Genomic DNA, 20,024 nt, shown 5'->3' with positions numbered 1-20,024 from the left:
AAAATCATGTTTAAAGGCGGAGGGCTGGAAATGCCGCCCCCTGCCCGTCTGTGGCGGGGGCGGCAGGCTGGGTCATGGATGATCAGGGCGCGCTGTCGGCAGGCTCGGCATTCAGCAGGGCATAGCGTTCCTCGCCGATCTTGCCGAGCAGTTCCAGCTGGGTTTCGAGGAAGTCGATATGGCCTTCCTCGTCCTTCAGAAGGTCGTCGAACAGGTTCATGGTGACATAGTCGCCCAGCTCGTCACAGATCTCTCGGGAGAGCTTGTAGGAGGTGCGGGCGTCGTATTCGCCGGCCAGATCCGCCTCCAGCACCTCGCGCACGCTCTGTCCGATGCGCAGCGGCGCCACGGATTGCAGGTTGGGATGGCCCTCCAGGAAGATGATGCGGGCGATCAGCTTGTCCGCATGCTGCATTTCCTCGATGGATTCGGCGCGCTCCTTGCGCGCAAGCTTCGCATAGCCCCAGTCCTCCAGCAGCCGGTAGTGCAGCCAGTACTGATTGACGGCCCCGAGCTCGAGGAACAGTGCCTCGTTAAGCCGCTCGATGACCCGTGGTTCGCCTTTCATGATCCAGTCTCCTTGCTTCGTCACGGAACGTTCTGATCCTGTCTAGATAGGTCACAACCTGTTCCTGGGGAGACTGCCGGTCACGATGATAGGCTTCCGTCGTTTCGACGATGATATCGACCACGGTGGGGAAGCAGCCGCAGCAGCGCCCGCGCTTCTCCATCGCCCGGTAAACTTTCAGGGGAACGATGAGCTGCCAGCAATCCTCGTCGAGCATCGCGACGATGGTTTCGCGGATCTCCTTGTCGGTGATGAAATTGCAGCTGCAGACGAGCATCGCGGAACTCCATGGGCCAAGGCCTGACAGCATCGGGCCTCACGGAATCCGAGATAAATAAAGATGACATCGAATGTCAAGTTAAAGCCGCGTTGCACGGTCCGGCTGCGGCAAAAGGCCATGCCGGACCGGGGCCGCTCAGGCGCGGCGCTTGGCGGCGGCCGGTGGGTCCGGGCTCGGAAGGGCCGCGGGCGGATCGAGGCTTTCCTCGTTCGGCAGCTCGTCCGCATAGGTATCGGTGATGGCCAGCATCCATTCGCGCCAGATGGCGACTAGCAGCGCCATCAGCACCGGCCCGACGAAGAGGCCCAGCAGACCCATGGTCTTCACGCCGCCGATCAGCCCGAAGAACGTGGGCAGGAAGGGCAGCTTGATCGGCCCGCCGACGAGGCGCGGTCGCACCGTCTTGTCGACGATGAAGAGTTCGATGGAGCCCCAGGCGAAGAGCGCCAGCCCCGCCATATGCTCGCCATTGGCCAGCAGATAGACGGAGACGAGCGTGAAGCTCAGCGGTGCGCCGCCGGGAATGAGCGCCATGATGCCGGTCAGAAGGCCGAGCGTCACCGGCGAAGGCACGCCGGCGAGCCAGTAGGCAATGCCGAGCACGATGCCTTCCCCGATGGCGATGATGGTCATGCCGGTCACGGTCGCACTGATCGTCTGGGGAACGATGCGGGACACCCGCTCCCAGCGCTCCGGCAGCACGGCTTCGCCGACCACGTCGATCTGGGTCACCAGCCGCCGTCCGTCGCGATAGACGAAGAAGAGCGTGATCAGCATGAACAGCAGCGTCAGCACCCACTGGAAGGCGGAGGTACCCACCACCAGCAGGCCGCGATAGATGTTGGCGATATTGGCGCCGCTGACGAGCTGCACCAGCTCGCCGAGGCCGCCGGGATGTGCGAAATGCTTCTGCCATTCCTCGCCCAGCGACTGGCCGAAGATCGGAATGCCCAGAACCCATTGGGGAACGGTCGCACCCATGGCATTGGCGCGGATGAGCCAGACGGCCCAGACCTTGATTTCCCGCACCGCATAGACCGAGGCTATGGAGACCGGCACGACGATGAACAGCACGACCAGCAGCACCGCAATGGCGGCCGCCAGCGTTTCCCTGCCGCCGGTGGCGCGCGTCAGCCGGTGAAAGAGCGGCCAGCTTGCAAAACCGATCACCAGCGCGGCGAGAACGGGAATGATGAAGCCGTGAAAGAAATAGACGCCTGCAATCAGGGTAAAGGCCAGAAGCCAGCGGGCCACGGAGCGGGGCCCCAGCAGCCATGCGCGTTCACTCAGGCGTCGGTCGGTCGATACTGTCACAATCTTTGCTTCCGTGCGGTCTGTCTGTCCCGAAACTACCGTCATATTCAATACAATCCGTGAACGCGACGGAAATGTGCCGGAGATGCGACAGGTCTTTCAGATTACCATGACAGAAACGCGGTGGCCTGACCACTCGACCAAAGAAAGGCGCCCGCTTGCGGGGTGCGGCCTTTTCGCCCGGCGAGGCCCGTGGCCCCGGCCGGACGGAGCCGCCGGTGGGGCGATCAGGCGCCGATGCGCCGACGGAAGGCCTCCAGTTCGGCCGGGGGCACGCCCACCTGATGCTTGTCCGCCGGATAGGCGCCGCCCTGCACGTCGGTGTGAAATTCCCGGAACGCCGCGATGCGTTCGGCCTGCAGCCGGTCATATTCGGCGGCGAAATTGCGATAGACCTTCGCATGGCGCGGCACGTGTCCGCGATTTTGCCCCAGCACGTCGTCGGCGAAGAGATATTGGGCATCGCAGCCCGCGCCGGCGCCCATGGAAATCATGAACAGCCCGGTGCGTTCGGAAATCAGGCGGGCGATCTCGGCGGGCACGACCTCGATTTCGGCGGCGAAGGCGCCGGCCTCTTCCAGCGCCTTCACCTGCTCCCAGACGGAACAGGCGCTGTCGGCGGTCTTGCCGACCGCCTTGAAGCCGCCGGTCCAGGTGGCCTTGGAGGGGATGAGGCCCGTATGGCCGCAGACCGGAATGCCCTCGTCCCGGAGCCTGCGGACGATGCCGAGGCTGGCGGCGCAATAGACCGCATCGCCGCCGGCCTTCATCGCCTGGAAGGCGGCGCGGAGATAGTCTTCCGCCGAGACGAAGTCACCATATTCGAGGCCCGGAATGGCGAATATATCGGGCGCCGCCTCGCGGAAGGCGGCACCGAGTAGCGCCGGCGGCACGGAGACCATTTCCACGCCCGCCTTTTCGGCGGCTTCGGCCTCTTCCAGCGTCTCGACGCGCAGCATGGAAAGCTGTCGCTTGCCCTTGAGGGCGAGAAGATCGGCGATGGTATAGCGGGATTTCTTCATGAACCGGGCTTTCTGAAACAGGAGGCGTGGAGGCAAGGGTGGGTCAGTCGATCGCGATGAAGACCGATCCGCCCTCGACCTTGACCGGATAGGTGCGCAGGTTGACGCAGACCGGAGCGCCCTTGGCCTCGCCGGTGCGATAATCGAAGCGCCCGTTGTGCTTGGGGCATTCGATGATGTGATCCATGACCAGACCGTCGGTCAGCAGCACCTTTTCATGGGTGCAGTGCGCATCGGTGGCGTGGAACGTATCTTCCGGGCTGCGATAGATCGCATAGACATGGCCGCCGTGATCGAAGCGGATGAGGTCCTCCGCGTCGATTTCGTCCGTGCCGCAGATTTCAACCCAAGTGCTCATGGTCTTGTCCTTCCTCGTCATCGCTGGTTGCGGGGTGTCGTGGCCCTATTCGGCCGCGGCCAGGGCGTCCCTGTGGAATTCTTCCCGGTAAGGCCGTGCGGTCGGCGGCAGGTCTCGGCGCAGGAAATAATCCTCGTTGCGCAGCTGCCGGGCAAAGGCCGGCAGCATTTCCCGGTAGCCGTCGAGGATCGACGGGTTCGCGGCGGGCAGATCGTGCTTGATCATCGCATGCAGCTTCGGCAGCGCGTGATAGGGCACCATGGGGAACATGTGGTGCTCCACATGGTAGTTCATGTTCCAGTAGATGAAGCGCGAGACCGGGTTCATGTAGACGGTGCGGCTGTTCAGCCGGTGGTCGATCACGTTGTCGGCAAGGCCGCCATGCTGAAGCAGGCCGGTCATGACGTGATGCCAGGCGCCGTAGAGCCGGGGCAGGCCGATCAGCATCAGGGGCAGGATCGAGCCCAGAGAGACGGCGGCGGCAATCGTTGCGGCATAGATCAGGAACCAGATGCGGGCAGCCCGGATGGCCTTCGGCTGCTCCGATTCCGGAACGAAGGTCTTTTCTTCCGCCGAAATCACGCCGAACGTGTTTCGCACCATGTCGACCATGGCGTAAAAGGCGTCGATCAGCCCGAAGGCATTCAGCACCAGACGGAGGAGGTCCGGCGGCCGCATGACGGCGATCTCCGGATCGCGCCCGACGATGACCGTATCGGTATGGTGCCGCGTGTGGCTCCAGCGCCAGGTCACCGGATTGCGCATGATCATGAAGCAGGCGAGCTGATAGACGACCGTGTTCATCCACGGGGTCTTGAAGGCCGTGCCGTGGCTGCATTCGTGCCAGCGGCTGTCGGATGCGGAGCCGTAGAGCACGCCATAGGCCGGGAAGAAGGGTACGGCCCAGAGGCTGCCCCAGAACCAGATCCCGAGCCCGCCGAAAAGCACCATCAGGCCAAGCCAGATGAGGGTGTCGCGAATGGCCGGGCCATCCTCGCGCTTCATCAGCTCCTTCATGTCCTTGCGGGCGACATCGGTGTGATACCATTCCGCCGCTGCCAAACCGGTTTCGACCGCCCTCCGGGCATCGTTTCCAAGCAGGGAGTAATCCCTTTTCCTTGCTGTCGTGGCCATCTTCTCCTCCGGGGAGCCCGAGCGCTCCTGTCGTCACTTGACGGATGGCAAACAATTAGCAGGGAAAAAATGCAGCTCAACAGCAGCGTGATAGAATCTATCATTTACCATCATTTCATGCTAGTCATCCTGCAAGAATATGATCAGGGGGAGCAGGGAAGATGGCATCCAGACCGACGATTGCCGATCTCGCCAAGGCGGCGAATGTCAGCGTGGCCACGGTGGACCGCGTGCTGAACGGCCGCCACAAGGTGCGGGAGGATACGGCGCGCCGGGTCTATGAGGCGGCCAATGCCATCGGTTTCCATGCGGTCAGCCTGCTGAAGCAGCGGGTTCTGGAGGGCGTGCCGCAATACAGGCTGGGCTTCGTGCTTCAGAAGCCCGAGCAACATTTTTACCAGGCTTTCGCACGCGAAATAGAGGCGGCCGTCCAGAACCATCCGGGGATACGAGGCACGGCCCAGATCGAATTTTCCGCCAACCAGACCCCCGCTGAACGATCGGAGCGTTTGCGCGACGTGGGGGCGAAGTGCCAGGCAGTCGCCATGGTATCGCCGGACTATCCGGCCATCACCACGGCGGTGGAGGACCTCAAAGCCAGAGGCATTCCGGTTTATGCCCTGCTGTCCGATTTCGCCTCTGGCGTTCGCGAGGGGTATATTGGCCTGAACAACAGGAAGGTCGGCAGGACCGCTGCCTGGACCATAGCGAAGACCGCAAAGTCGCCGGGCAAGCTTGCCGTCTTTGTCGGCAGTCATCGCTTCAATGGCCATGAGCTGCGCGAAATCGGCTTCCGATCCTATTTCCGGGAGTGCGCCCCCGATTTCGAAGTCCTGGAGACGATGACCAACATGGACAGCGAGGAATTCACGCATGAGGCAGTCGTGGACCTCTTGCACAAGCATGACGATCTGCGCGGCATCTATGTCGCAGGTGGTGGCATGGAGGGTTTGATTTCCGCCCTCAGGGAGGAAAAGGCGAGTGGCAGGCTCGTTGCCGTCGTCAATGAACTCACTCCGATTTCCCGCTCCGCCCTGGCGGACGATATTGCGACGCTGGCGGTTCATACGCCGTTGCAGAATCTCTGCCGTGAACTCGTGCGCCTGATGGTCACCGCGATCGAGAACGGGCCGGCGGACGTTCCCGGCCAGACCTTCCTGCCTTTCGAGATGTATGTTCCGGAAAACATCTGAGCCCGGATTGCGAGAAAACCATCATTGATCTTTGCAATTTATATCAAGGATGATGGAAACAAAGGCATAAACCGCTTTGACGAACGTCATGAAACCTGATGACCTGATGGCAACGAGGGCGGGAGGAGACATCCGCCTCACCACATCAGGGAGAGTAGCATCATGGCGGGAATATCCTTCGCGCTGAACCACATGACGGCGCCGCAGCTGCCGGTCCGGGCTTTCATGGAGACCGCGCGCAGCCTTGGAATCTCGTCGGTCGAGATCCGCAACGACCTGGCCGGCAATGCCATCCTCGACGGCACGAAGCCCGAAGACGTGGCGGCCATGGCCACCGACAATAGCCTCACCATCATTTCCATCAATGCGCTCCAGCGTTTCAACGACTGGACCGTCGAACGGGAGCAGGAAGCTCGCGCACTGGCCGACTATGCCCGCAAGGCCGGCGCGAAGGCGCTGGTTCTGGTGCCCGTCAATGACGGCACCGGCAAGCTGGAGGGCGAACGGCAGGGCAATCTGCGGGTTGCCCTGAAAGCCCTGAAGTCGATCCTGTCCGACAGTGGCATCACCGGCCTGGTCGAGCCGCTCGGCTTTCAGATCTGTTCGCTGCGCTCCAAGAAGGAAGCGGCGGATGCCATCCGTGCGGTGGATGGTGAGGGCAAGTTCCGCCTGGTGCATGACACGTTCCATCACGTTCTCGCAGGCGAGCCGCAGCTCTTCCCTGATATCACCGGCCTCGTCCATATCTCGGGTGTCGAGGATCAGGCGGTGTCGGTGGACGACATGCGCGATCCCCATCGCGTGATGGTCGGCGGCACGGATCGTCTCGACAATGTGGGCCAGATCCGCGCGCTTCTGGCGGCCGGCTACGGCGGCCCCTTCTCGTTCGAACCCTTTGCGCCCTCGGTGCACAAGACCGCCGATGTGGCGGGCATGGTCAAGGCCAGCATGGATTTCATCGCCCGGTCGCTCTGAGGCGAAACAGGCATTCGGGCCGCGTTGCACGGGGTGGAGCGCGGGCCGAACCATACCCCCGAAATAGAACGTATATTCCATATACTTGCATTCTGGAAATACATGTTCCATTCTTGGGCGGATGCATGAGATCGATCCGGGGAGGCTCGATCATCCGGCAGTCAAGCGGTGCCGCCGGACACCGCATCGTGGAGGAGAATAAGACATGAAAAAGTTTCTGCTGGGCGCAGCCTTCGCTGCCCTGATGACCTCGGTCGCTCCGGCTGCCTATGCCGGCACCATCGGCGTCTCGATGGCGAACTCCGATACCTTCCTCACCGTGCTCCGCAAGGGCATCGAGAAATCCGCAGGCGAGGCCAACCAGCCGGTCCAGATCGAAATTGCCGAAGACGACGTGCAGAAGCAGCTCTCGCAGATCCAGAACTTCATCGCCGCCAAGGTCGATGCCATCATCGTCAACGCGGTCGATACCTCGGCCACCGCGCCGATGACCAAGCTCGCCAACGATGCCGGCATTCCGATCGTCTACGTCAACCGCATGCCGATCGACGTGGATGCGCTCGGCCCGAAGGGCGCTTTCGTCGCCTCCAACGAGGTGGATTCCGGCACGCTGGAAACCAAGGAAGTCTGCCGGCTGCTGGGTGGCAAGGGCGACATCCTCGTCATGCAGGGTGACCTTGCCAACCAGGCCGCCGTCCAGCGCACCAAGGACATCCACGACGTGATCGCCACGCCCGAATGCTCCGGCATGAAGATCCTCGACGAGCAGACCGCCGTCTGGGATCCGGTCAGGGCCCAGGACCTGATGACCAACTGGATCGCCGCCGGTCACAAGCCCGCCGCCGTCATCGCCAACAACGACAACATGGCCATCGGCGCCATCAATGCCATGAAGGCCGCCGGCTGGGACATGAAGGATGTGGTGGTCGGCGGGATCGACGCCACCCAGGAAGCGCTGGCCTACATGAAGCAGGGTGATCTCGACGTCACCGTTTTCCAGGATGCCTTCGGCCAGGGCTCCGGCGCCGTCGATGCGGCGATCAAGCTCGCCAAGGGCGAAAAGGTCGATGCCAAGGTCTGGATCCCCTTCCAGCTCGTGACGCCCGAAAACATGGACAAGTTCGTTTCCAAGAACTGATCGTGACAGGCGGGCGGCGCGTCCTTCCGGCGCGCCGCCCCGCAAGACATGCTATAGGCATAGTCCGCGCCCGCGTCAGCTCGTCTGCCGATCCCGGGCCGGTTGCTGGAAGGTTTGCCGCCGCGGGAGGCGTGGCGCGGTCGAACCTTCGGGAGGAGCCCCATGAGCCAGCCGCATACCGTCAGTCCCCAGACCATGAAGGCCGTGAGAGCGAGCGGTGCCGTTCCCGGTTCGGATTATCTTCTCGAGGTGGAGGACGTCCGCAAGGAATTCCCTGGTGTCGTCGCCCTCGACAATGTGCAGCTGAAGCTGAAGCGCGGCACCGTGCATGCGCTGATGGGCGAGAACGGCGCCGGCAAATCGACGCTGATGAAGATCCTTGCCGGCATCTACACCCCCGACAGCGGCAGCTTCCGCCTGCGCGGCCAGAACATTCGCCTGAAGAACCCGCTCGATGCACTGGAGAACGGCATTGCCATGATCCATCAGGAGCTGAACCTGATGGCGCCGATGACGGTGGCGGAAAACATCTGGATCGGCCGCGAGCCGACCGGCTGCTTCGGCCTGATCGACCATACCCGCATGAGCGCACTGACCACCGACCTCTTCCGCCGGCTCGACATCGATATCGATCCGGAGGTGAAGATCGGCACGCTTTCGGTCGCCAGCCGCCAGATGGTCGAGATCGCCAAGGCCGTCTCCTTCGACAGCGACGTGCTGATCATGGACGAGCCCACCTCGGCGCTGACGGACCGGGAAGTCTCCCATCTTTTCAAGATCATCCGGACGCTGAAGGCGGACGGAAAGGGCATCATCTACATCACCCACAAGATGAACGAGCTGTTCGAGATCGCCGACGAGTTTTCCGTTTTCCGGGACGGCAAATATATCGCCACCTGCGCCTCGTCCGACGTCACCCGCGACGACATCATCCGCATGATGGTGGGGCGCGAGATCACCCAGATGTTCCCCAAGGAAACCGTGCCGATCGGCGATGTGGTGCTGAAGGTGGAGAACCTGACCCTCGACGGCGTGTTCCGCGACGTGTCCTTCGAGGTGCGGGCGGGAGAAATCCTCGGCCTTGCGGGCCTCGTCGGCTCCGGCCGGTCGAACGTGGCGGAGACCATCTTCGGCGTCACCCCGGCCTCGTCAGGCACCATTCACATCAAGGGTGAGGAGGTGCGCATCGCCTCCCCCTCGGTCGCCATGCGGCACGGCATGGCCTTCCTGACGGAGGACCGGAAGGAAACCGGCTGCTTCCTGGCGCTCGATATCCAAGACAATGCCCAGATGGCGGTGCTGCAGACCCGCTACGTGAATTTTGGCTTCGTCCAGCAGGGACAGCTTGCCAAGGATGCGGCCGACATGGCGAACCGGCTGCGCGTGCACACCCCGGACATGAACGAGCCGATCATCAATTTGTCCGGCGGCAACCAGCAGAAGGTGCTGATCTGCCGCTGGCTCTTGACCAATCCGAAGATCCTGATCCTCGACGAGCCCACCCGTGGCATCGATGTGGGGGCCAAGGCGGAAATCCACCGCCTGATCAGCCAGCTGGCCGGACAGGGCGTCGCGGTCATCATGATTTCTTCGGAAATGCCGGAAGTGCTCGGCATGAGCGACCGCATTCTCGTGCTGCATGAGGGCCGCGCCACCGGCACGCTCACGCGCGCTGAAGCGGACCAGGTAAAGATTATGGAGCTGGCCTCGCATTGAAGCGGAGCCGGAGGGAGGGTGAAATGTCAGATATAACCAACGGGCTCGGGAACACGTCCACGACCGGCCTCAAGAAGGTCCGCCGCCTGCCGCCGGAGGTCTCCATCCTCGCGGTGCTGATCGGCATTGCGGTCGTGTTCGAAATCCTCGGTTGGTATCTGGTGGGAGAAAGCTTTCTGCTGAACAAGCAGCGCCTGTCGATCATCGTGCTGCAGGTCGCGGTCACCGGCATCATCGCCGTCGGCGTCACGCAGGTCATCATCACCGGCGGGGTGGATCTCTCCTCCGGCTCCATGGTGGGCTTCATCGCCATGGTGGTGGCGAGCTTCGCCCAGACGTCGATCAATGCGCGCGCGGTGTTCCTCCAGCCGGAATTCGCCCAGTTCGGGCTTTCCTGGTTCATCGATTCCAGCCCGCTCTGGGCCATCGCGGTCGGCCTGATGCTGGGTGCCCTGCTCGGCTGGGTCAACGGCTTCATCATCGCCAAGACAGGCATTCCCCCCTTCATCGCCACGCTGGGCATGATGGTGTCGGCCCGCGGCCTTTCCAAGTGGTACACGCAGGGCCAGCCGGTGGCGCTCCTCAACGACCGCTTCACCTGGCTCGGCCAGAGCTTCGAGCTCGGCGGTTTTCCGGTGCCGCGCACGGTCATCGTCTTCTTCGTCGTGGCGATCATCTGTCACATCGCGCTCTCCTATACGCGCTATGGCAAGTTCACCTATGCCATCGGGGCCAATCCGCAGGCGGCCCGCGTCTCGGGCATCGATATCGGCAAGCACCTGATCAAGGTCTATGCGGTGGCGGGCGTGCTCTCCGGTCTCGCCGGCGTGATGCTGGCCGCGCGCGCCCAGTCCGGCCAGCCGAACATGGGTATGTCCTTCGAACTCGACGCCATCGCGGCGGCGGTCATCGGCGGCACCTCGCTTTCGGGCGGCATCGGCCGCATTACCGGCACGGTGATCGGAACAATCATCCTCGGTGTGGTGACATCGGGCTTCACCTTCCTTAAGGTCGGCGCGTATTATCAGGAGATTGTCAAGGGAATCATCATCGTCGCCGCCGTCATCGTCGACGTCCACCGCCAACGCAAGAAATCCCGCGCCTGATACCGGATCCCCTCCCAGGACCTTGATGGCGTGGCGAAAACCACGCCATTTTCTTTTAACGCACCAGACAGAGAGACCAGCATGAAGAGTTACGTGCTCACCGTGACCTGCACTTCCACCCGCGGCATCGTCGCCGCCATTTCCGGCTTCCTAGCGGACAAGGGCTGCTACATCATCGACAGCTCCCAGTTCGACGATCTGGAAACCGGCCTGTTCTTCATGCGCGTCACCTTCACCAGCCAGGAAGGGGCGACGCTGGAGGAGATCGTTTCCGGCTTCGAGCCGGTGAAGACGAAATATGACATGACCTGCGAATTCCACGACAGCGACCACAAGATGAAGGTGCTGCTGATGGTCTCCCGCTTCGGCCATTGCCTGAACGACCTGCTCTACCGCTGGAAGATCGGCGCGCTGCCGATCGAGATCGTCGGCGTCGTCTCCAACCACTTCGATTACCAGAAGGTGGTCGTGAACCACGACATTCCCTTCCACCACGTCAACGTGACCAAGGCGAACAAGCCGCAGGCCGAAGCCCGGCTGATGGACATCGTCGAAAGCTCCGGCGCCGAGCTCATCGTGCTTGCCCGCTACATGCAGGTGCTGTCGGATGAAATCTGCCAGAAGATGTCCGGCCGGATCATCAACATCCACCACTCGTTCCTGCCTTCCTTCAAGGGGGCGAACCCCTACAAGCAGGCCTTCGAGCGCGGCGTGAAGCTCATCGGCGCAACCGCCCATTACGTCACCGCCGACCTCGACGAGGGCCCGATCATCGAGCAGGACGTGGCACGCATCACCCATGCCCAGTCGGCCTCCGATTACGTCTCCATCGGCCGCGACGTGGAAAGCCAGGTGCTCGCCCGCGCCATCCACGCCCATATCCATCACCGCGTCTTCCTCGATGGCCACCGTACCGTGGTCTTCCCGGCAAGCCCCGGTTCCTATGCGTCGGAGCGGATGGGCTGAGCCCCCTCCCCTCCCCCGAACAGGAAAACGCCCCGCCGAAATGCGGGGCGTCTTGCTATTAGGATCCTGTTAAGCATAAGGCGGAGCGGGCACGCGCCGGGCCAGGCGTCCGATCACCCCTCGCCCCGCTCCTTCCGATAGGCCGCGTAGAGCTGCTCGAGATTGCGGGTCACATAGTCCCCGAAGCCCACCGCCTCCTTGGATTTCAGCGCCAGCGTCATCGTCTTGCCGTCGCCCTTGATGTCGACGGTCAGGCGGCGGTCATCGGACGACCAGTTCCGGGCGACCGTGCGGCTGCCGGCCTTCACCGGCTTGCGCGCGGCCTTGGCGAAGAGAACCAGCCGGTTGAAGCGCTCGTCGCTGGAAACCGTGTCGGCGAAATCGGCGCTCGCCGCATAGGCGACGGCCTCTTCCATCACGGCGGGCTTTTCGAGCAGCATCTTCAGCTCGTACCAGCGGTCGCGGCCGATGCCGCGCGCGGGGCCGATGGCCTTCAGCAGCGCCGGCGGCAGCGCTGCAACGGAAAGCAGTTTCGAAAGCGTCGCCCGGTCGACGGACAGAGCCGCCAGCACCGTCTGGTTGTCGCCGTCATAGTTCAGCCGTTGCAGCTCGGCGGCAAAGAGCGCCTTTTCGATGAAGGAGAGATTGGCGCGGGCGGTGTTTTCCTGCCCCTGCGCCACCACATGCTCCCGGTCCGATATCTGGCGGATGACCGCCTTCACCCGGATGCCGAGATCGCGGGCGGTGCGCACGCGGCGATGGCCGAAGACCACCATGTAACGGCCGGGCGTCGTGGGGTGGGGGCGGAGCAAAACCGGGCTCTGCTGCCCCTGCTCCCGGATCGCGTCCAGAAGGATGCGGTAATCCTCGTCATCTTCCGCCAGACGGTCGCGGACGAAGGAGGCATCGATATCGGCGGGGTCGATCTCCACCACCGTCTGTCCTTCGAGCAGTTTGTCGGCGCGCGCCGCCATCTCGTCGATGGAAGACAGGATCGATTTCGAAGCGCCCTTGATCGTGTAATCGAGCCGCGGCTCGGGTGCTTGCGCCGCTTTTTCGTCCATCAGGTTGGCGAAGGGGTTCTTGCGTGCCACGGATCAGGCTCCTCAGCGTCTATTCATTTGAATTCGTTGCGAAAAATGGCAGAGTTTACGGCCGTCAACTTCACAGCCTGCCCCAGGCGCGGTGGATCAGGCCCTGGATCTCGAAATTGACCGCATCCAGGCAGTCGATGGCGCGGTCATAGGTCTCGCGGGTGAAATTGGCGCGGTCCACCTCGTAGAGCGTCTGCTTGGTCAGGCCGGCATCGGAAATGGCGGTGGTCTTCACCATCGGCGTGGTCAGGATTTCTTCCGCCAGCATCGACTGCATGAAGCCCAGCATCTGCACCTGCGGCACGTCGCCGGGCTCGTAGCGGGTGATGAGGTAGCGCAGCCAGTCCATCTTCACGTCGGCGCCCGCCTTCTTGATGGTGCGGGTGATGTTGCCGAGCATCAGCAGGAACTGCGACATGGACATGAGGTCGAGCATCTGCGGATGAACCGTGATCAGCACCGAGGTTGCCGCCGTCAGGGCGGTCAGCGTCAGATAGCCGAGCTGCGGCGGGCAATCGACGATCACCACGTCATAGCGCTCGTCCACCTCCTGAAGCGCCTTGCCCATGCGGGTGAAGAAGCGCTTGCCCTCGCTCGACTGCTGCATGGCGAGCGGCGTGTCATATTCATATTCCTGCAGCTCCAGATTGGCCGGGACGATATCGAGGCCGGGGAAATTCGTCCGCTGGATGATGTCGGCCAGCGGCTTGCGCTCTCCATCATAGCGGATCGTGTCATAGAGCGAGGGGTTGCGGTCGAGCTCCGGCTGGAAGCCGTGCAGCGCCGAGAGCGAGGCCTGCGGGTCGAGATCGATGGCAAGCACCCGGTGGCCCGTCAGCGCCAGATGCTGGGCGAGGTGGGCGGCGGCGGTGGTCTTGCCCGAGCCGCCCTTGAAGTTCACGACGGCAATGACCTGCAGCTTGTCGCCGGGCTTGCGGTGCGGCACATATTTCTTGGCTTCCGCCTTGCCGGTCTTGTCGAGATAGAAGCGCAGCTCCAGCATCTGCTCGGCGGTGTAGAAGCGCCGGCCGCCGGTGGAGGTGGTCGGCACCGGGCCTTTGCCTTCCAGATGCAGGCGCTTCAGATTGTTCGGGCTGACGCCGAGATAATGGGCGACTTCCGCCATCGAGAACTGACGCAGCGTCTTGCGGGCATTGGGGGGAAACTTCTCGAAACGCAACTGGTCGAGCTTGCGGGAGATTTCCGCCCCCTGCATCAGGATCTTGTCGTCGAATTCGAAGGCGGGGAGGGAAGGGGCCAAATTCATCGAAATCACCATTCTGGCGGCAAATCGCCGGTAAGTCTCTAATTGCCGCCATTATTGCCGGATTCGCGGATTTGGCAAGAAAAAGAGGGTTAACGAGGAGTTAACCGCCAGAATGCCGGCATTTCACCGCCGGGGAGAAGCGGCAATTTCCACTCGAAATCCGGGGGGAGGGGGTGCTAGGGTCCGCCATCAACTGATCAGGAGAGACGACAATGGCAGATCTGAAGGTAGCGGTGATCACGGCGGGTGGCAGCGGCATGGGGGCGGCGGCAGCACGGCGTCTGGCAGCCGATGGCTACAAGGTCGCAATCCTCTCCTCCTCCGGCAAGGGCGAGGCGCTGGCAAAGGAGCTGGGCGGCCTTGGGGTGACCGGCTCCAACCAGTCGAACGACGACCTGAAGCGTCTGGTTGACCAGACCATGGAAAAATGGGGCCGGATCGACGTGCTGGTCAACAGCGCCGGCCATGGCCCGCGCGCCGCGCTGCTCGAGATCACCGACGAGCAGTGGCAGACGGGCATGGATGTCTATTTCATGAATGTGGTGCGCACCGTCCGTCTGGTCGGGCCGATCATGCAGGCGCAGAAGAAGGGCTCGATCGTCAATATCTCCACCGCCTGGGTGAGCGAGCCGACGGCGATGTTCCCGACCTCGGCCGTGTTCCGCGCGGGCCTCACCGCCTATACGAAGCTGTTTGCGGATTCCTATGCCAAGGACAATGTGCGGATGAACAATGTGCTGCCGGGCTGGATCGACAGTCTTCCCGCCACGGAGGAGCGCCGCGACAGCGTGCCCATGGGCCGTTACGGCCGGTCGGAAGAAGTGGCGGCCACCATCGCCTTCCTCGCCTCCGACGATGCCGGCTACATCACGGGCCAGAGTATCCGCGTCGATGGCGGTTTGATGCGCTCGATCTGAGGATCAGGCGAGATAAAGGGCCGTCAGCCAGAGGCCGAGCCCGAAGACGACATGTGCGAGAAGGCCCGTGGCGCGGGCCTTCCCGGGGTCGGGCAGCTTCGATCCGGCCATCCCCAGACCCATGCCGGGCAGCAGCAGGAACCAGCCGGCGGCAATGGTGATGACGCCCCAGGCAAGCGCCGGAAAAAGGGTCGGCGCCGCCAGCCAATCCCGCCCGCAGAAAAGCGCCAGCAGGATGCCATAGGCAATGCCCACCGCAAAATGCCCGGCCCAGCCGATGGCATTTTCCTTCGGATGGGCTTCGGCAGCGGCAATATCCGCGTGAAACAGCTTTCCTTCGCGCAGATGCGCAAACCAGCGGCCCATCATCCGGAAATCCGGGCGCGGTTCGCGGAAGAACCAGCCCATGCCGAAGCTCCAGAGATCGAGCAGCACGGTGGCGCCGGTGCCGATCAGTACGCCCTTGGCAATCACGTCGATCATGGAAAGTCCTTGTGTGGGAGCCGGTCAGGCGCGGTAACGGTCATGGGCGGTCAGCCGCAGCACCGGCGGGTCGGCATCGCGCCAGCGGTAGATTTCGGTGCCGAGATAGGCAAGCTCGTCTTCCAGCGCCTCCTCGGGCAGTTCCACCCACCAGCATTTCGGCTTGCCCTCGGAGCCGTCCGACCAGCGATAGCCGCGCGCCTTCAGGTGGTCCTTCATGTCGAAGGGGCTGTTTTCGGCAAAGATCCGCACCCGGGACCGCTGGCTGGCCGCATGGAGTTCGGCGAAAGGGGAGGGGGAGCCGCTGCCCCGTTCCAGCACTTCGAGCAGCGCGAAACAATCGTCCACCGCCCGGTGGCCGTCATGGAAGAAGCCGGACTGGCCGATCAGATAGCCGAGCTTGGTGCCCTCATAGCCGCGGGCGCCCCAGTCCACCTCCTTCACCGAACAGGCCCAGGCCTTCGGGCGGAAATGCTCGGAAAAGGCCTCGCAGAAGGGCCGGTCGAAGCCGGCATTATGGGCGATCACGAGATCGGCGGGCTCGATCAGGCGGGCGACGGCGTCGAGATCGATCCGCTCTCCCCGCACCATGTCGTCGGTAATGCCGGTCAGCCGCGTGACCTCTGCAGGGATCGGCTGGGAAGGCTCCTGCAAGCCGCCATAGACGCCGGTCACGCCGCCGATCCGGCCGTCCGCATCGAAGGCGAAAGCGACGATGCCGATCTCGATGATCTCGTCCTTGCGGTGGTTGAGGCCGGTGGTTTCCGTATCGAGAACGATGCCGCGAAGCGGATAGGCGGAGAGGTCGACCGGCTCGATCCGGCGCGGCTCCAGCTTGCGCAGGATCCGGTATTGCCCGGTCTCGACCAGCAGGCGGGCCATGTCCTCATGGCTGAGGCTCCGGGCCGGCGCGCGCGCGGTTGCCTTTTCCGCAGCAGGGGAGGGGGCCTCCCCGGTGCCGAAAAGGTCGAACTGCGACGGACTGGCTGCGGCTCTGGACATGGGACTCACGGGCTTTTTCGTTCAAGGGACTATATAGAGCGTGAGGCGACCAACCAATCCGCGAAAAGACGGGAAATCGTGGATATCTGGCGCGGATTTGCGCCGGAAATTTACCCGTGGTCGAAACTAGCACTTGATATTCGTCGCGCGGCGGCTGAAGCTTCCGCTTAATTAGGCGCCCGCAGCGCCCGCATTCAGAGGAGGAGCAAAGCCCATGGACATGACCGGTTCCCAGCGCATCGAGGCCAGCCGCGAGGCTGTCTATGCCGGCCTCAACGATGTGGATGTGCTGCGCCAGTGCATTCCCGGCTGCGATTCCATCGAGAAGATTTCCGATACGGAGATGGAAGCCAAGGTCACGCTGAAGATCGGCCCCGTGAAGGCAAGCTTTTCCGGCAAGGTCACGCTTTCGGATCTCGACCCGCCGAACGGCTACACGATCAGCGGCGAAGGCTCGGGCGGCATTGCGGGTTTCGCCAAGGGCGGCGCCAAGGTGACGCTGGAGCCCGATGGCGAGGCGACGATCCTGCACTACACCGTCACCGCCGATATCGGCGGCAAGATCGCCCAGCTCGGCAGCCGCCTGATCGACGGCACGGCGAAGAAGCTCGCGGGCGATTTCTTCTCGAAATTCGGGGAAATCGTCGGCGGCGGCCCGGTGGAACCGGCTCCGGAGCCGGAAGAGACCGAAAAGAAGGGCTGGCTCGGCAAGCTGATCGGCTAAGGCCGCAGGCGCGGGAAAAAAGCGCCCCGGACGGCAATCGGTCAGCCTTGCTGACATTTTTCTCCGCTGGATACTCCGAGGACTATTTAAAGCCGACCCACTCTGGGCTAGAGCTGTTGGCGATGGAGGCGGCCGCAGGCTGGCCGGTGCCCGCAAGAGGGCAGGGCGGCGTCAAGGGGCCGGAAGAAAAGGTTTGGAAAGATGAACGCGCATACGACGATCCCCGATATCCAGCTCGAGCTCAGCCAGAACCCGGTGTCCGAGGCAGACCGCAATGCCCTGATGGAATCGCTGGGCTTCGGCAAGGTTTTCACCGATCACATGGTGACCATCCGCTGGAGCGGGGAGAAGGGCTGGCACGATGCCAAGGTCACCGCCCGCAAGCCGCTGGAGATCGATCCGGCCGCGGCGGTTCTTCATTATGCCCAGGAAATCTTCGAGGGCATGAAGGCCTATCGCGCCGATGACGGCCGCATCCTGCTGTTCCGTCCGGAGCAGAACGCCCGCCGCTTCAACCTGTCCGCCGAGCGCATGGCCATGCCGACCATGCCGGAAGAGCTCTTCATCGCGGCCATCGAGAAGCTGGTTTCCGTCGACAAGGCCTGGGTGCCGTCAGGCGATGCGAGCCTCTATCTCCGTCCTTTCATGTTCGCCAACGAAGCCTTCCTCGGCGTGCGTCCGTCGAATGAATATATCTTCTGCATCATCGCTTCGCCCGTCGGCGCCTATTTCAAGGGCGGCTCCAAGGCGGTCACGCTCTGGGTGGAAACCAACTTCACCCGCGCGGCCAATGGCGGCACGGGCGCGGCGAAATGCGGCGGCAATTATGCGGCCAGCCTCGTCGCCCAGGCCGAAGCCTACAAGCACCAGTGCGACCAGGTGGTCTTCCTCGATGCGGCCGAGCATCGCTATATCGAGGAACTCGGCGGCATGAACGTGTTCTTCGTCATGAAGGACGGCACCATGGTCACCCCGCCGCTGAAAGGCACCATCCTGCCCGGCATCACCCGCAATTCGGTGATCGAACTGTCCCGCGCCCGCGGTATGAAGGTCGAGGAACGCCCCTATACCTTCGAGGAGTGGAAGGCCGATACCGAAAGCGGCCGCCTTCAGGAATGCTTCGCCTGCGGCACCGCCGCGGTTCTCGCCGGCATCGGCACCGTCAAGCATGCGGGTGGCGAGTTCAAGATCGGCCATGGCGAGACCGGCGATTTCACCACCGCGCTGCGCGAACAGCTGGTCGGCATCCAGAAGGGCGCCACCAATGACGAGCGCGGCTGGAGCCATGTCGTTAGCCTCTGAGCTACGTCTCATCGCGGAATGACAAGGGCGGCTCCGGCCGCCCTTTTTCGTTTTCACCCGACGGCGAAAGCCAAATCGCTCCCGGTCTGTGCATTCTTTCAAAAAAAATCGCCACCCTCTGGAATAATGGCGCGCTTCCATCCGTATATCAGGGCATGGACCGCGAGAAACGACCCTTTGACATCATCGGACAGCTGGCAACGCTCAGGCGTTATGCCCGGTCGCTGGTGCGCAACGGGCCGGATGCGGAGGATCTGGTGCAGGATGCGCTGGTGCGCGCCTATGAAAAGCGGGGAACCTTCCGCTCGGGCGCAAGCCTGAAGACATGGCTGCTCTCGATCCTTCACAATACCCATATCGACCGGCTGCGTGCCTCGCGAGCGCGGCGGTCCGATCAGATGGAGTCCCTCGATGAGCTCTCCGCCGTTTTGCCCGCCGGGCAGGAAGACGCTGTCCATCTTGCCGATGTCAGACGCGCTTTCCTTGCCCTTCCCGAGGAGCAGCGGGCCGCGCTGCATCTCGTCGCCGTGGAGGAACTTTCCTACCAGGAAGCCGCCGCGGCCCTGAACATTCCGCTGGGCACGCTGATGTCGCGCCTGTCGCGGGCCCGGGCGCGCCTGCGCGCCATGGGCGACGAAGCGGCGGTGGGCAACGACGAAGAGCAGCCCCGCCTGAGACTTGTGAGGAAGGCCGATGACTGAGCCAGACATCGTCACGGATGCCGATATCAACGCCTATGTGGACAACCAGCTCGACCTTGCCGGCCGGGCCAGGGTGGAAGGACATCTCGCCACCCATCCCGAGATTGCCTCCCGGGTGATGGCGGACCTGCACATGCGCTCTGCGCTGAAGCTGGCCTTTGCCGCCACTCCGGCCGACGTGCCGGCCGCGACGCTGGAAAAGGCGCGGCGGCTCGAAGCGGGCCTCAGCGGTCCGCGCACCTGGTCGGGCTTTCGCCGGGTGGCAGCGATCTTCCTTTTCGTGACGGCCGGCTGGCTGGCGCATGGCACGCTGAACCCCTTCGGCGCCCGCAGCGTCAATGCCTCCACCCATCCGCCGGCCTATGTGGCGCAGGCGGTGGAAGCCCACAAGACCGAGGAACTGCGCCGCGGCATGCGCTCGCAGAACCTGTCTTCCGCCTATGATGCGGAAGAAATCCGCTCGGCCACCGGCATCGTGCTGCCCACGCTGCCGGCGGGCTGGACAATTGCCGAAGCCGAGGTCTTCCCCTCCGGCTTCGGTCCGAGCGTGGAGGCGGCGCTGGTTGCCCCCGACAATAGCCGCCTCTCGCTCTTTGCCGTTCGCCCCGGGCACTTCGCCGTCGAGCCGGTTCAATCCACCGCGCTCGGCGAGACGGAAACCGCCTGGTGGCAGATCGGCGATGTCGCCTATGCGGTCGTGGCCACGGGCCGCGATCCCGGCCTGAAGGAACGGGCCGAAATGCTGAAATCCACGCTTTACTGAT

The 20,024-nt window shown here is 63.2% G+C and carries 21 protein-coding genes; 11 read left to right on the top strand and 10 right to left on the bottom strand.

Translation table 11 applies throughout. The annotated features are described in order from the left end of the window. Positions 1-82 precede the first annotated feature (82 nt). The 6 genes from bfr to ACT54B_RS18320 all read right to left on the bottom strand — a co-directional run bounded on the left by bfr (position 83) and on the right by ACT54B_RS18320 (position 4,676). Entirely contained in the window at positions 83-568 is a 486-nt protein-coding gene (gene bfr / locus ACT54B_RS18345) for a bacterioferritin (RefSeq protein WP_476047000.1), read from the bottom strand. Then, positions 534-845, bottom strand: coding sequence for a (2Fe-2S)-binding protein (locus tag ACT54B_RS18340; protein WP_476046998.1), 312 nt, complete (start codon positions 843-845; stop codon positions 534-536). The genes bfr and ACT54B_RS18340 overlap by 35 nt, the downstream gene beginning before the upstream one ends. A 138-nt stretch (positions 846-983) precedes the next feature. Continuing rightward, a complete protein-coding gene (locus tag ACT54B_RS18335; protein WP_476046996.1) occupies positions 984-2,207 on the bottom strand; it encodes an AI-2E family transporter in 1,224 nt (407 codons plus the stop codon). Positions 2,208-2,389: 182 nt separating this feature from the next. Continuing rightward, the gene (locus tag ACT54B_RS18330; protein WP_476046994.1) at positions 2,390-3,184 is read right to left on the bottom strand and encodes a 3-methyl-2-oxobutanoate hydroxymethyltransferase; all 795 of its coding nucleotides are present in this window, start codon (positions 3,182-3,184) and stop codon (positions 2,390-2,392) included. Positions 3,185-3,227: 43 nt separating this feature from the next. Next, a complete protein-coding gene (locus tag ACT54B_RS18325; RefSeq protein WP_476046992.1) occupies positions 3,228-3,542 on the bottom strand; it encodes a MocE family 2Fe-2S type ferredoxin in 315 nt (104 codons plus the stop codon). Between the two features lie 45 nt (positions 3,543-3,587). After that, positions 3,588-4,676: a fatty acid desaturase family protein gene (locus ACT54B_RS18320; protein WP_476046990.1), complete on the bottom strand. Its 1,089-nt coding sequence runs from the start codon at positions 4,674-4,676 to the stop codon at positions 3,588-3,590. Between the two features lie 161 nt (positions 4,677-4,837). On the opposite strand from ACT54B_RS18320, the gene ACT54B_RS18315 reads away from it, so the two are divergent. From ACT54B_RS18315 to purU, 6 genes are all read left to right on the top strand, one after another. Further along, positions 4,838-5,869: a LacI family DNA-binding transcriptional regulator gene (locus ACT54B_RS18315; protein WP_476046988.1), complete on the top strand. Its 1,032-nt coding sequence runs from the start codon at positions 4,838-4,840 to the stop codon at positions 5,867-5,869. 162 nt (positions 5,870-6,031) lie between these two features. Further along, entirely contained in the window at positions 6,032-6,844 is an 813-nt protein-coding gene (locus ACT54B_RS18310) for a TIM barrel protein (protein WP_476046987.1), read from the top strand. A 205-nt stretch (positions 6,845-7,049) separates the two neighbouring features. Then, positions 7,050-7,982: a sugar ABC transporter substrate-binding protein gene (locus tag ACT54B_RS18305; RefSeq protein WP_476046985.1), complete on the top strand. Its 933-nt coding sequence runs from the start codon at positions 7,050-7,052 to the stop codon at positions 7,980-7,982. Positions 7,983-8,144: 162 nt separating this feature from the next. Further along, entirely contained in the window at positions 8,145-9,698 is a 1,554-nt protein-coding gene (locus tag ACT54B_RS18300) for a sugar ABC transporter ATP-binding protein (RefSeq protein WP_476046983.1), read from the top strand. A gap of 23 nt (positions 9,699-9,721) precedes the next feature. Next, a complete protein-coding gene (locus ACT54B_RS18295; RefSeq protein ID WP_476046981.1) occupies positions 9,722-10,804 on the top strand; it encodes an ABC transporter permease in 1,083 nt (360 codons plus the stop codon). Between the two features lie 81 nt (positions 10,805-10,885). Next, positions 10,886-11,770, top strand: coding sequence for a formyltetrahydrofolate deformylase (purU, locus tag ACT54B_RS18290; protein WP_476046980.1), 885 nt, complete (start codon positions 10,886-10,888; stop codon positions 11,768-11,770). A 113-nt stretch (positions 11,771-11,883) separates the two neighbouring features. On the opposite strand, the gene repB is transcribed toward purU, so the two are convergent. Together repB and repA are read right to left on the bottom strand one after the other, a co-directional pair. Beyond that, positions 11,884-12,864, bottom strand: coding sequence for a plasmid partitioning protein RepB (repB, locus tag ACT54B_RS18285; RefSeq protein ID WP_476046978.1), 981 nt, complete (start codon positions 12,862-12,864; stop codon positions 11,884-11,886). A 70-nt stretch (positions 12,865-12,934) separates the two neighbouring features. After that, on the bottom strand, positions 12,935-14,131 hold the full coding sequence (gene repA / locus ACT54B_RS18280; RefSeq protein ID WP_476046976.1) for a plasmid partitioning protein RepA: 1,197 nt from the start codon (positions 14,129-14,131) through the stop codon (positions 12,935-12,937). Between the two features lie 212 nt (positions 14,132-14,343). On the opposite strand from repA, the gene ACT54B_RS18275 reads away from it, so the two are divergent. Beyond that, positions 14,344-15,048, top strand: coding sequence for an SDR family oxidoreductase (locus tag ACT54B_RS18275; RefSeq protein WP_476046974.1), 705 nt, complete (start codon positions 14,344-14,346; stop codon positions 15,046-15,048). Between the two features lie 3 nt (positions 15,049-15,051). On the opposite strand, the gene ACT54B_RS18270 is transcribed toward ACT54B_RS18275, so the two are convergent. Next, positions 15,052-15,531, bottom strand: coding sequence for a DUF2938 family protein (locus ACT54B_RS18270; protein WP_476046973.1), 480 nt, complete (start codon positions 15,529-15,531; stop codon positions 15,052-15,054). A 24-nt stretch (positions 15,532-15,555) separates the two neighbouring features. Next, a complete protein-coding gene (locus tag ACT54B_RS18265; protein WP_476046971.1) occupies positions 15,556-16,533 on the bottom strand; it encodes a 3'-5' exonuclease in 978 nt (325 codons plus the stop codon). Positions 16,534-16,747: 214 nt separating this feature from the next. Between ACT54B_RS18265 and ACT54B_RS18260 the strand changes: the two genes are divergently transcribed. The 4 genes from ACT54B_RS18260 (at position 16,748) to ACT54B_RS18245 (ending at position 20,023) form a co-directional block, all read left to right on the top strand. Next, positions 16,748-17,257, top strand: coding sequence for an SRPBCC family protein (locus tag ACT54B_RS18260; protein WP_476046970.1), 510 nt, complete (start codon positions 16,748-16,750; stop codon positions 17,255-17,257). 201 nt (positions 17,258-17,458) lie between these two features. Then, entirely contained in the window at positions 17,459-18,559 is a 1,101-nt protein-coding gene (locus ACT54B_RS18255) for a branched-chain amino acid aminotransferase (RefSeq protein WP_476046969.1), read from the top strand. Between the two features lie 155 nt (positions 18,560-18,714). Next, positions 18,715-19,260, top strand: a complete 546-nt coding sequence (locus ACT54B_RS18250) for a sigma-70 family RNA polymerase sigma factor (RefSeq protein WP_476046967.1) — start codon at positions 18,715-18,717, stop codon at positions 19,258-19,260. Beyond that, the gene (locus ACT54B_RS18245) at positions 19,253-20,023 is read left to right on the top strand and encodes an anti-sigma factor family protein (protein WP_476046965.1); all 771 of its coding nucleotides are present in this window, start codon (positions 19,253-19,255) and stop codon (positions 20,021-20,023) included. Before ACT54B_RS18250 ends, ACT54B_RS18245 begins: the two co-directional genes overlap by 8 nt. Position 20,024: the final 1 nt, after the last annotated feature.

Source organism: Gellertiella sp. DMC107, assembly GCF_056313605.1.
This window is presented reverse-complemented; position numbering and strand designations above follow the sequence as displayed.